This window comes from Microbacterium sp. K35, from assembly GCF_004794375.1.
Taxonomy (GTDB): Bacteria; Actinomycetota; Actinomycetes; order Actinomycetales; family Microbacteriaceae; genus Microbacterium; species Microbacterium sufflavum.
Genome location: NZ_SSDM01000156.1, coordinates 1 through 10,987, shown reverse-complemented (window position 1 = coordinate 10,987; position 10,987 = coordinate 1). Strand labels below are relative to the sequence as shown.

General features: G+C 68.5%; 17 protein-coding genes. 16 read left to right on the top strand and 1 reads right to left on the bottom strand.

The genetic code is table 11. The annotated features are described in order from the left end of the window. The 13 genes from DW299_RS05240 to DW299_RS05180 form a co-directional block, all read left to right on the top strand. Positions 1 to 170 (top strand): RsmE family RNA methyltransferase (locus DW299_RS05240; RefSeq protein WP_136035951.1); only part of this gene is annotated, 170 nt, incomplete at its 5' end. Between the two features lie 37 nt (positions 171 to 207). Continuing rightward, positions 208 to 555, top strand: a complete 348-nt coding sequence (locus DW299_RS05235) for an HIT domain-containing protein (RefSeq protein ID WP_136030553.1) — start codon at positions 208 to 210, stop codon at positions 553 to 555. 46 nt (positions 556 to 601) lie between these two features. Continuing rightward, positions 602 to 1,627: a PhoH family protein gene (locus DW299_RS05230; protein ID WP_206253364.1), complete on the top strand. Its 1,026-nt coding sequence runs from the start codon at positions 602 to 604 to the stop codon at positions 1,625 to 1,627. Next, entirely contained in the window at positions 1,624 to 2,085 is a 462-nt protein-coding gene (ybeY, locus tag DW299_RS05225; RefSeq protein WP_136035950.1) for an rRNA maturation RNase YbeY, read from the top strand. Before DW299_RS05230 ends, ybeY begins: the two co-directional genes overlap by 4 nt. Then, positions 2,082 to 3,374, top strand: a complete 1,293-nt coding sequence (locus DW299_RS05220; RefSeq protein ID WP_136030559.1) for a hemolysin family protein — start codon at positions 2,082 to 2,084, stop codon at positions 3,372 to 3,374. Before ybeY ends, DW299_RS05220 begins: the two co-directional genes overlap by 4 nt. Beyond that, positions 3,367 to 4,263 carry a GTPase Era gene (gene era / locus DW299_RS05215; protein ID WP_136030561.1) on the top strand — a complete coding sequence of 299 codons (897 nt, stop codon included), beginning with the start codon at positions 3,367 to 3,369 and terminating at the stop codon, positions 4,261 to 4,263. The genes DW299_RS05220 and era overlap by 8 nt, the downstream gene beginning before the upstream one ends. 54 nt (positions 4,264 to 4,317) lie before the next feature. Further along, positions 4,318 to 4,845: an RNA polymerase sigma factor gene (locus DW299_RS05210; protein ID WP_136035949.1), complete on the top strand. Its 528-nt coding sequence runs from the start codon at positions 4,318 to 4,320 to the stop codon at positions 4,843 to 4,845. Beyond that, a complete protein-coding gene (locus DW299_RS05205; RefSeq protein WP_136035948.1) occupies positions 4,838 to 5,818 on the top strand; it encodes a hypothetical protein in 981 nt (326 codons plus the stop codon). Before DW299_RS05210 ends, DW299_RS05205 begins: the two co-directional genes overlap by 8 nt. Further along, a complete protein-coding gene (locus tag DW299_RS05200; protein WP_136035947.1) occupies positions 5,815 to 6,294 on the top strand; it encodes a hypothetical protein in 480 nt (159 codons plus the stop codon). Before DW299_RS05205 ends, DW299_RS05200 begins: the two co-directional genes overlap by 4 nt. A gap of 104 nt (positions 6,295 to 6,398) precedes the next feature. Beyond that, positions 6,399 to 6,947, top strand: a complete 549-nt coding sequence (locus tag DW299_RS05195; RefSeq protein ID WP_168443082.1) for an RNA polymerase sigma factor — start codon at positions 6,399 to 6,401, stop codon at positions 6,945 to 6,947. A 95-nt stretch (positions 6,948 to 7,042) separates the two neighbouring features. Then, positions 7,043 to 7,531: a hypothetical protein gene (locus DW299_RS05190; protein ID WP_136035945.1), complete on the top strand. Its 489-nt coding sequence runs from the start codon at positions 7,043 to 7,045 to the stop codon at positions 7,529 to 7,531. A 256-nt stretch (positions 7,532 to 7,787) separates the two neighbouring features. Continuing rightward, on the top strand, positions 7,788 to 8,144 hold the full coding sequence (locus tag DW299_RS05185; protein ID WP_136035944.1) for a hypothetical protein: 357 nt from the start codon (positions 7,788 to 7,790) through the stop codon (positions 8,142 to 8,144). Positions 8,145 to 8,293: 149 nt separating this feature from the next. Next, positions 8,294 to 8,815: a hypothetical protein gene (locus tag DW299_RS05180; RefSeq protein ID WP_136035943.1), complete on the top strand. Its 522-nt coding sequence runs from the start codon at positions 8,294 to 8,296 to the stop codon at positions 8,813 to 8,815. A 61-nt stretch (positions 8,816 to 8,876) separates the two neighbouring features. Here the strand turns inward: DW299_RS05180 and DW299_RS05175 are convergent, their stop codons facing one another. After that, on the bottom strand, positions 8,877 to 9,254 hold the full coding sequence (locus DW299_RS05175) for a hypothetical protein (RefSeq protein ID WP_136035942.1): 378 nt from the start codon (positions 9,252 to 9,254) through the stop codon (positions 8,877 to 8,879). Between the two features lie 119 nt (positions 9,255 to 9,373). Here DW299_RS05175 and DW299_RS05170 point away from each other — a divergent pair, with 119 nt between their 5' ends. The 3 genes from DW299_RS05170 to DW299_RS05160 are packed head-to-tail and all read left to right on the top strand — an operon-like array spanning position 9,374 to position 10,904. Then, positions 9,374 to 9,835 (top strand): hypothetical protein, encoded by a 462-nt coding sequence (locus DW299_RS05170; RefSeq protein WP_136035941.1) that lies wholly within the window; start codon positions 9,374 to 9,376, stop codon positions 9,833 to 9,835. Between the two features lie 14 nt (positions 9,836 to 9,849). Further along, positions 9,850 to 10,242: a hypothetical protein gene (locus tag DW299_RS05165; RefSeq protein ID WP_136030581.1), complete on the top strand. Its 393-nt coding sequence runs from the start codon at positions 9,850 to 9,852 to the stop codon at positions 10,240 to 10,242. Beyond that, a complete protein-coding gene (locus DW299_RS05160) occupies positions 10,239 to 10,904 on the top strand; it encodes a hypothetical protein (protein WP_136035940.1) in 666 nt (221 codons plus the stop codon). The genes DW299_RS05165 and DW299_RS05160 overlap by 4 nt, the downstream gene beginning before the upstream one ends. Positions 10,905 to 10,987 lie beyond the last annotated feature (83 nt).

Sequence of the window (10,987 nt, the reverse complement as noted above, 5' to 3'; positions counted from 1 at the left end):
CCGACCTCGTGCTGGTGGTGGGGCCCGAGGGCGGCATCTCCACCGAGGAGCTGGAGCGGCTCACGGCGGCGGGCGCGGAGCGCGTGCTCCTCGGCGACACGGTGCTGCGCACGTCCACGGCCGGACCGGCGGCGATCGCGGTGCTGTCGGTCGCTCTCGGCCGCTGGTGACCGCCGCCGCGTGCAGGGGCCCCGGTAAGCTGAACGCATGAGCGAACCCTCGATCTTCACGCGCATCCTGAACGGGGACATCCCCGGCGAGATCCTGCTCGATGCGGGTCGGGTGTTCGTGATCCGCGACATCAACCCGCAGGCTCCGCTGCACGCGCTCGTGATCCCGAAGACCGAGGAGTACCGCGACGTGACGGAGCTCGCGGCGGGTGACCCGGGTCTGCTGGCCGAGATGGTCGCGGCAGCGAAGCGCATCGCCGACGAGCACGCCAACGGCGAGTACCGCCTCATCTTCAACAACGGCGCGAGCGCCGCCCAGTCCGTCTTCCACGTGCACGCCCATGTGCTCGGCAATCTCGAGGAGAACAAGCTCGTTGGCTTCTGACGATCAGGAAACCGTCACCGAACGCATCTACGCGGACGGTGTCGCGATGGTGCAGCTGCTCGGTCCGCAGGACCGCCTGCTGCGGATGCTGGAACGCGAGCACCGCGATGTGCAGGTGCTCGTCCGCGGCAACGAGATCACCCTGACGGGCGAGCGCGACGCCGTCGCGAAGGCGAAGAACCTCGTCGATGAGCTGCTGGCGATGACGAAGGCCGGTCACGACCTGGCGCCCAGCGACGTGTCCAGCTCGGCACGCATGCTCCGCACCGAGGGCGGTCCGCGCCCGAGCGAGGTGCTCGGCGAGGCGATCCTGTCGACCCGCGGCAAGGTGATCCGCCCGAAGACACTCGGACAGAAGGAGTACGTCGACGCGATCGAGGAGAACACGATCGTGTTCGGCATCGGCCCGGCCGGTACCGGCAAGACCTACCTGGCGATGGCGAAGGCCGTGCAGGCGCTGCAGCGCAAGGAGGTCACGCGCATCATCCTCACCCGTCCGGCGGTGGAGGCGGGGGAGCGGCTGGGGTTCCTGCCCGGCACGCTCACCGACAAGATCGACCCGTACCTGCGCCCGCTGTACGACGCGCTGAACGAGATGATGGACCCGGAGATCGTGCCGCGCCTGATGGCCACGGGGACGATCGAGGTGGCGCCGCTCGCGTACATGCGCGGTCGTACGCTCAACGACTCGTTCGTGGTGCTCGACGAGGCGCAGAACACGACGCCGGAGCAGATGAAGATGTTCCTGACGCGTCTGGGCTTCGGCACCAAGATGGTCGTCACGGGCGACATCACCCAGGTCGACCTGCCGCAGGGGTCTTCGGGACTGCGGCTCGTGACGCGGGTGCTCGACGGGATCGACGACATCCACTTCACCCGGCTGACCAGCGACGACGTGGTGCGGCACTCGCTCGTGGGGCGCATCGTCGACGCGTACAGCGAGTACGACGAGAAGCGCACCGCGCAGCGGTTCGAGCGCGAGCAGGCCGCGGAGTTCGCCAACAGGGCGGAGCGCCGCGGGGCGCAGCGACCAGGACCACGCGACCGGATGCCGAAACGGGGGCTCTCATGATCGAGATCAACAACGAGTCGGCGATCGACGTCGACGAGACGGTGCTGCAGCGGCTCACCGACTTCAACCTGGAGCAGCTGCACGTCAGCGCGGACGCCGAGGTGGCGATCGTGCTGGTCGACGAGGGCGCCATGGAGGCGCTGCACGTGCAGTGGATGGACGAGCCGGGCCCGACCGACGTGCTCAGCTTCCCGATGGACGAGCTGCGCCCCGGCACCGAGGACCGCCCGACGCCTCCCGGCCTGCTGGGCGACATCGTGCTGTGCCCGCAGGTCGCGGAGACCCAGGCGCAGGCGGCCGGCCACACCCTGATGGACGAGCTGATCCTGCTCACCACGCACGGTCTGCTGCACCTGCTCGGCTTCGATCACGCGGAGCCGGAGGAGGAGCGGGAGATGTTCGGACTCCAGAAGCAGCTGATCCAGGGCTTCGCCGTGTCCGAGCGCCGCCGCCGATGACGGAGATCCTGCTGCTGATCGCCGCCGTGCTGCTGGTGGCCTTCGGCGGCCTCATGGCTGCGATCGACGCGGCCTACGGCGTCACGTCTCGGGCCGGCCTCGCGGATCTGGCGACCGAGGGGCGACGGGCGAAGGCGCTCGAGCGCATCGCCGCCGACCTCGACGCGCACGTCAACGCGGTGGCGTTCATCCGGGTGCTCGCGGAGGTCACCGCGGCCGTGCTCGTCACGGTGGCGTTCACGATCATGTTCGAGAGCATCTGGTGGGCGATGCTCGCCGCGGCCATCCTGATGACGGGCATCACGTTCGTGCTCGTCGGCGCCAGTCCGCGCACGTTCGGCCACCAGCACGCCGAGGCCATGATCCGCGGGAGCGCGGGCATCGTGCGCGGTCTGCGCATCATCCTCGGCCCGCTCGCCCAGGGGCTGGTCGTGCTCGGCAACCGGGTCACGCCCGGCACGGGTCGCAGCTCGTTCTCGAGCGAGGACCAGCTGCTGAGCATGGTCGACGAGGCCGCGTCGAACGACCTCATCGAGGAGGACGACCGCGATCTCATCCACTCGGTGTTCGACTTCACCGACCAGTTCGTGCGGGCGGTGATGGTGCCGCGCACCGAGATGGTCACCGTGGACGCGGAGGCCACCACCGACGAGGCCATGTCGCTGTTCCTGCAGCGCGGGGTGTCGCGCATGCCGGTCGTGGACGACGAGGCCGACGACGTGGTCGGGGTGCTGTATCTGAAGGATCTGGTGCAGTTCGCCTACCGCGACGACCTGGCCTGGCGCGCGGCGTCGATCCGCCCGATCGCCCGCCCCGCGACGTTCGTGCCGGAGTCGATGCGCGCCGAGACGCTGCTGCAGCAGATGAAGCGCGACGCGGTGCACGTGTGCCTGGTGATCGACGAGCACGGCGGGATCTCCGGGCTTGTGACCCTGGAGGACCTGATCGAGGAGCTCGTCGGCGAGATCTCCGACGAGTACGATCAGGTATCCGCGGAGTTCGTGGATCTCGGTGCCGGACGCTACCGCGTCAGCTCCCGGCTGTCGCTGGAAGACGTCGGCGACCTGTTCGGCCTCGAGCTCGAGGATGAGGACGTCGACTCGATCGGCGGTCTGCTCGGCAAGGCGCTCGGACAGGTGCCGCAGCCCGGGGCGACGGCGGTCGTGGACGGTCTGGTCCTCACCGGCGGGGCCTCTCGGGGGCGCGGCCGCGGGATCGCGACGGTGTTCGTCGAGAGGGCCGCGGTGGCGGACGAGGTGCAGGAAGAAGGAGAGCGACGCGATGACTGAGGACACCCGGAGCGGATTCGTGACCTTCGTCGGTCGGCCGAACGTCGGCAAGTCCACCCTGACGAACGCGCTGGTGGGCGACAAGATCGCGATCACGAGCGAGAAGCCGCAGACGACGCGGCGCGCGATCCGCGGCATCCTGAACCGCCCGGACGGGCAGTTGGTGATCGTGGACACTCCCGGCATCCACAAGCCGCGCACCCTCCTGGGCGAGCGTTTGAACGACCTGGTGGAGCAGGTGCTGGGCGACGTCGACGTGATCGGGTTCTGCGTGCCGGCGACCGAGAAGGTCGGACCGGGCGATCGTCGCATCGCCGCCTCGCTCGACGGCTACCCGCGTGCGCAGAAGATCGCGATCGTCACGAAGACCGATGCGGCGGGGCGCGACGAGATCACGGAGCGCCTCATGGAGGTCGACTCGTTGCGCGAGGACTGGGCGGCCGTCATCCCGCTCTCGGCACTGACGCGCGATCAGCTCGATGTGCTCGCCGACGAGATCCTGCAGCTCATGCCCGAGGGACCCGCGCTGTATCCGGCCGGGATCACGACGGACGAGTCGAACGAGGACCGCATCGCCGAGATCATCCGCGAGGCGGCGCTCGACGGCGTGCGCGACGAGCTCCCGCACTCGATCGCCGTGGTCGTGGACGACATCGCCCCCCGCGAGGACAGCGACCTGACGGACGTGCACGCGTCGATCGTGGTGGAGCGCGACAGCCAGAAGGCGATCATCATCGGCCATAAGGGCTCGCGGTTGCGCGACGTGGGCGCTCGCGCAAGGACGGGCATCGAGGAGCTGCTGGGCACGCGGGTGTTCCTCGGACTGCACGTCAAGGTCGCGAAGGAGTGGCAGCGCGACCCCAAGCAGCTCGGCCGACTCGGGTTCTGAGATGAGACGGGGCACGACGTCGAAGGCGGCGGGCAGACCGCCGACCCCGCGGTCATGAGCGGCCGCAGCAAGGACCCGAACACGCTGCGGCACGAGGTCTTCACACGAGTGTTCGACGAGCACTGGGCGGCGGTGCGCCACCACATCGAGGGCGTGGTCGGTGACGACGACGAGGTCACCGAGATCGTGTCGGAGGTGTTCCTGGCCGCGTGGTCGCGTCTGCGACCGAGTCGTCCGCCCGGTCGGGTGTGGCTGCTGCGCGAGGCCGACCGTCGTCTGCGCACCCGTGGTCGACGGGGGGCGACCCGGCTCAGGGCACTCGATGCGCTGCACAACGGGCTGTCCGGCGACCCGGCGCCGCTGGGGCTCGTCGGCCGCAGTGAGGTGCTGCACGCGGTGGGTACCCTCAGCCCGGCCCAACGGCGTATCATCATGCTCACGTATTGGGATGGACTCACGGTGGGGGAGATCGCGGAGCTGGTGCGCGCATCGGAGTCACGGGTACGGAAGACGTTGCGTCTGGCGGAGGATCGACTTCGCGCGGCGCTGGGCCTGGAGGGGACGGATACGCGTGATGCCTGACAACGCCCTGCTCGAGCGAGCGCTCACCGCTGCGGATCCGGCGCGGACTCCGCGCGATGCGGAACCGGACGCACGGGCGATCGCGACGCGCGACCGCATCCTGCGCAGCTCCCGGGAGCCGCAGCGTCGCCGGGCGCGCCGAGTCGGGTGGGCGGCGGGACTCACCGCCGTCGCGGCGTCGGCTGCTCTTGCGTTCGGGGTGCTGCTGCCGCAGGGCGCGGCCGTTGCGGGCACACCCACCCCGCTCGCGTTCGACGGATCCGCCTCACTCGCCGAGACCGTGGCGGCGGCCGACACCGACCTCGGCGTGTTCCACGAGCCGGAGACGCCTGAGCGCTCCGTGCGCGCCGCATCGTGGTCGTTCTCCGTCGACGTCGACGCCGGGCGGGCCGAGATCGTGCCGCAGCTGTCGACGTTCCAGTGGAGCGACGACCTGTCGGGAGAGGCGATCGCGATCAACGGTGTCGCCTACGACCCGGGCGACGCGGTCGCCAACCAGGAGGCCGAGGTCGTGAGCACGGGTGAGGTGGCGTCGCGCGTCACGTACGCACCCGGCGAGTTCGTGACGCCCGTCGTCGCGGTGCCGGGAGAGACGCCCGCCGACGTGCGGTCGCTGCTGGAGGCGTTCGGGCTTCCGAGGGAGCCGAGTGCGTTCGACGTGGTGACGGCGGTCACCTCCGTCTTCGGGCAGTGGACGCTGACGAACGCGCAGCACGCCGAGCTGCTCGCGCTCATCGAGGACTCGGGCGGTGCGCAGGCGCTGGGCGCGACGACGGACCGGCTCGGTCGTCCGGTCGCCGGCATCCGGGTGATCGCCGCGGACGGTGCCGTCAGCGACGACGTGCTGGTGTCGCTCGACAGCGGGCGCATCGTGGGCGTGGAGCGCACGGTGCTCGTGGACGACGGGATCGTGGCCCCTGGCTCGATCACGGACTACCGCATGTGGGATCTCGACGAGGAGATGATCGAATGAGGCGTACGCGCGCGACGATGGCGGCCCTGGTGGGCCTGGTGCTGGTGCTGACCGGGGTGCCCACTGCGGCATCAGGGGCGGCGAACCCGGATGCGGTCGATCCGCAGGCGGCGCAGCTGCTCGAGGAGGTTCCGGGCGGCGAGCTGGTTGCGCCGGGTCACATCGTCTGGCCCGAGCTCGACATGGAGTTCGTGGCGGCTTCCGGCTCGTCCGGGCTGAGCGCCCGGTCCGTGGGCAGCTGCTCCACAGGTCGCATCTGCGCGTACACCGCGTACAACCTCTCCGGCAGCATCCTCAGCTGGGGGAGCTGCGGCAGCATCGCGATCCCCTCGACCTTCGTGACCCGGTCGATCGCCAACGCGCGCACCTCTGGCTACGCCCAGGCCCGCAACGGCAGCACCGTGCTCGCGACGGCGTACGCGAACGGCTCCGCCAACGTCTACGGCTCGGCGAACAACATCCGCTGCTACCTCTGAGCGCTGGTGTCGGGGGAGGAGGGCGTTGAGCGCCCGGTGTCCGGTGCGGGCGGGGGTGCCCCGTGAGTCGTCGCGCGGAGGAGCGTGCCGCCGAGCGCGAGCGCGTGTTCACCGCGATCTACGCCCAGCACTGGGCCGCCGTGCAACGACATGTGGAGTGCACGCTCGACGATGACGCGGAGGTGGCCGAGGTGGTCGCCGACGTGTTCCTCCTCGCCTGGCGCAAGCTGGATCCGGCGTGCCCGCTCGGATTGGTGTGGTTGCTGCGGGCATGCGACAACAAGCTCAAGGATCGCGACCGGAGTGAGCGAGCCCATGCGAGAGCGATCGACGCCGTCCGCACCGGGCACCGGGCGCCGCAGGGCGACCTGCTCGACGCGCTCGCGGTGCGTCGAGCGATCGACACGGTGCTGACGCCGCGAGAGCGTCGGATCGTGATTCTCGCGTACTGGGACCGGTTGGCCGCCGGCGAGATCGCTCAGCTTCTGCGGTGCAGCCAGGGAACCGTCTGGACGACCCTCAGCCGGGCGCGACGGAAGCTGCAGAGCGAGCTCGGCCTGTCGCCGATCGCGAGTGCTCCGCGGGTCGAGGCCCTGTCCATTGCACGAGCCGGCAATACCTTACGGCCGAGTATTTCCGCTCCGGGGGTGTAGACCCACCGGCTTCACTGCCCCTAGCGTGCCGCTGTGACTTCCCCCCCGCTCGGGCTCGCCCGCGAAGGACGGTACTCGTCATGCTGAAGAGGGCGGTGATCCGGGTCGCCGCGGTCGCACTGGGGTTGATGGGTGCCGCGGCCCTGTCGGGATGCGTGCCGTCGCGACCCGTCTTCCTGGAGCCGGTCGCCCTCACAGTCGTCGACGACCGGTTCGCGTGGGTGCAGTGCCTCGATGAGGCGTGGGCCATCGATTACATCTCCACGGCCGTGCGCGAAGAGTGGGGATCAGAGGACGAGGTGGTGCTCTTCTCCGCGACCGCCGACGAGGGGCGGGCCGTCGCTGTGCCCTCCGGTGAGCCGATCCTTCCCGACACCTTCCCTGACTTCTCTATGACCAGCAGCCGCGAGTATCCGGTGTCGAGTCTGGACGGACCTGTCACTGTGTACGTCATCCTTTCCGGGCCGGACCACCGCGCGGAGATGTCGTTCAAGAACGTCGCGATCGATTCACTTGTGGAGGGTGCGTACGTGTATCACTCCGGGGAGGTGCGCGACGAGCCCTGCGGCATGGGCGCCGAGTGAGCGGCGGTGTCTCGACGCGAAGACAGGCCGGTCGGACCCCTGCATTGCACGAGGCGGCAATACCTTACAGCCGAGTATTTCCACTCCGGGGATGTAGACCCACCGGCTTGACTGCCCCTAGCGTGCCGCTGTGGCCTCCCCGCTCAACCTTCGTCTGCCTCGTTCGTGGCGCTCAGCTCGTGCGGTGAGGCCGCTTCACGCGGCTGCGGTACTGGGGCTCGCCGTCGTCGCGTGTGCCGGATGCTCAGGTGGGGCCGTGCCCGATGTGGAGGTGTCCGAGGACGACCTGATCGGCGTGTGGACGGCGACGTCCGGAACGGCGGAGTTCGAGCTGCATGAGGGCGGAGGGGTGAGCGCGGAGGACTGGCCGGCATCGATGTGGTGTGACGCCGCGCCAGACACCGGTCCATCGTTCCCTTCCCTGACCGGCCAATGGTCCGCCGGATACGGCGCCAGCGCTATCGCGTTCAGCCTGAATCCGCCCTGCAACGCGATGCCCGCCCTCTTCGCTTTTGAGAGCGAACAAGGCGCGGTTGAGCTCTGGTACTTCGCACCGGGCGTTGACCGCGAATCGAACCCTGACCCCGAGGTGGTGTTCAGGAGGTCAGGGTGATGTTCGCATCCGCGACTCCGCCGAGGGCCCGGCGCGTCCGTGGCATGACGTCGAGCCCTACCTCGGCCTTTTCGCCGTTTTCGCGCGCGGGGGAGTGCCGAAGCCTCCAGAACCGGCGGAGCGCGATGAAGCGACGACGAAGAGGGCTCATGGCAAACCTCGCCTTACGCCTGTGGACGGCGGTGTCGGTGACGGTCGTGGCCACTCTCGCGCTGGCCTCCTGCTCCTTCCTTCCGGAACCCGCTGGACTGTATCCGCCGCTGTCTTTCAGCGCGCGCAACGGGGAACCGGTCATCGCCTGGTGTGGTGGCGACGCGGAGATCGTTCGGGTGCGGATGTACTACGGAGCAGGTTCCGTAGGAGACGGCCAACTCGTCGTCGATGGGCGCGGCACGGAGACGGTCCGTCGTGGCAGCGAGATTCTTCCAGCGGCCTTACCGAAGAGCTGGGATGTCGAGATCAACGAGTACACCGGCGGCCAGCTCGCGGAAGTCACCATCACCATCGTGTACAGGACGACCGACGACGAGGGGCGGACCTCGACAGGCAACTTCATCGCAGAGTTCGATCTCGATGAGGCGACGCTCGAATCATGGCCCGACGGGTCGTGGATCGGAGCGGACGGGACCGTTTCGGAGGATCCGTGCGGCATGGCGAGTGCTCGCGAATGAAGACTTCGGGAGCATGGGGGGAGGCAAGGACGAAGGGGCCGATGACCACGTTGGGCACCAGCTACTCGGTGCGATGGCGCGCATGCGCCGTTGCGGTCGGGACGTCGAACACGATCGTGGGAGCGGTCTTGGGGTTGATGTACGGCCTGTACTCGTTCCCCTTCACCGGGGGTTCCATCCATGCTGATGGGAACGCGGGACACGTTCTGAGCTCGATCATCGTGAGCGCGGTTTTCGGACTCATCTTTCCGACAGCGTTGAGCCTTCTCGCGATGATTCCGCGACGCGCTCGCTCCCACCTGTGGCCGGTATCGGTCGCCGTGGGACCAACGATCTTTTCCCTCCTCAGCTTCGTGTTCGTCTGGTCCTTCCCGGTCGTCCTTGCCTTCGTCGCTGTGGCATCGATAGCCGGAAGTGCGCTCAGCATCGCGGCGGTCACGCTTGTGCATGGTGTGCAGAGAAAAGATGGAGACCGTTGATGTCGGAATGCGCGGATTCTGAGTGCGGCGCGGGGAACCGTGGGAGGTTCGAGCCGGTGATCGGGGAGGACGGTGCAGAGTGAAGGAGGAGAGTGGCGTCCAGCGTCTTCGGTACCCGATCGCGGTGGTGCTCGTCTGTGCCGGTCTAGCGCTCTTTCTGGGGTTCCTCTACCGGCTCGTCTTTCTCGCGCCATTGCTTCGTGAACGAGGAGGGGCTGAAGCAGGAGAGGATGCGCTCAGATCGAGCGTCGCGTTCTTCGTGGTGCTTCTCATCGCAGCTCTACCGGCAGTCATTGCGCGCAGGACGAGTGCGCGATGGTGGGGAAGAGTTCTCGCCGCCGTGATCTCGGGGTTCCTGGTGGCTCTGTGCACCTGGTTCTTGCTCGCGCAGGCCAACGGTTTCCCGATAGCTGCGGGAGTGATCGCCTCGCTCGGGTTCTTCGTGCTCTTGGTCGCTGACCGCAAGATCGTGTTCAGGAGGTCAGGCTTGATGTCCGCCAGCGCCGCCCATCAGTCGGTTCTGCGGGGAGAGGAGGAATGAGCATGAGACGTGCCATGCCGTTTCTGCTCGCCATTGCAGGGACGACCGCGGTCCAGATGGCGTCGATCTTCGTGACGTGGCTGGGGTGGTTCGGCGGCGGGCCGTTGCTGTCCTCTCCGGAGGACATCCTGAACCGCATCGGTTTCGGACTGGCGGTGATCATCGTGCTGTCTTCTGCAACCTGCATTCCGATGGTCTTCATCGCTCGCTCGCGAAGTGGGGCGAGAACGGCCGTGACTGTTTCCGCGATCTTCACCGTGATCCAGGCCCTTCTGTATTCACTTCTGTTGTTCTGGCGGCCGCTCCCGCCCTATCCGGGTCTGACGCTGCTTCTCCTCGCCGGCCTCTTCGCGGTGGACTTCCTCGTCATCGTCCTGGCCCGAGACGTCGCGAAGGAGTCGCCGTGACGGCGGAGCGAGGGCACGACGCGCAGGGTCTCGCGCTGAGTTGCACGCTTTTCGGTTTCGCGACCCCGGGAGCGGTGTCGATGGATGTCGTGTCTCGCCTCGATCTCGGGTGGCGCCCGCGGGGACGCGATGGCGTCATGAGCTTCAGCGCGGACGTTCCGATCAGCGGTGCGCACGCTGATGTCGGGATTGCGCTCGACGCCGTCTCCTCCAGCGGCGAGCCGATCCTGGGCGCGCTCGCCCGCGAACCGTCCGTTCAGGTCGACGTCGCGCTGTGGTTCGGCGCGGCGGGTGAGCCATCCACGGCGGTGTTCTCGGGGGACTGGCTGGCGCGATGCGGCCGCTCGTTCGAACTCTGGGCCGAGGTCGAGCACGCCGAGAGCGACCCGCGACGAGAGGGCGATCCGCCGCCGGATCGCGTGACCGTGAGCTGGTCAGCGGGCGACGATGGCGCGACCGTCGACATCGAGGGGATGGACACCATCGAACGTCAGCGCCGCCTGGAGGCTGCGCTCCACGAGGCGATGCGGCGCGGCGCCCGCCGTGTGCGAATCGGGTTGCATGCCCGGACGGGCATCGCGGGCATCGTGATACCCGACAGCATCGTCCAGGCTTTCCGCGACCACCGCACAGACCTGGAGATCAGCGGAGAGCGGTCATGACCGACGGCCCCGGCGGGAGCATGACGGAGGCATCGACGAAGGGCGGCGTCATGGCGAAGCACTGGGTGGCGACGGCGGCGGGG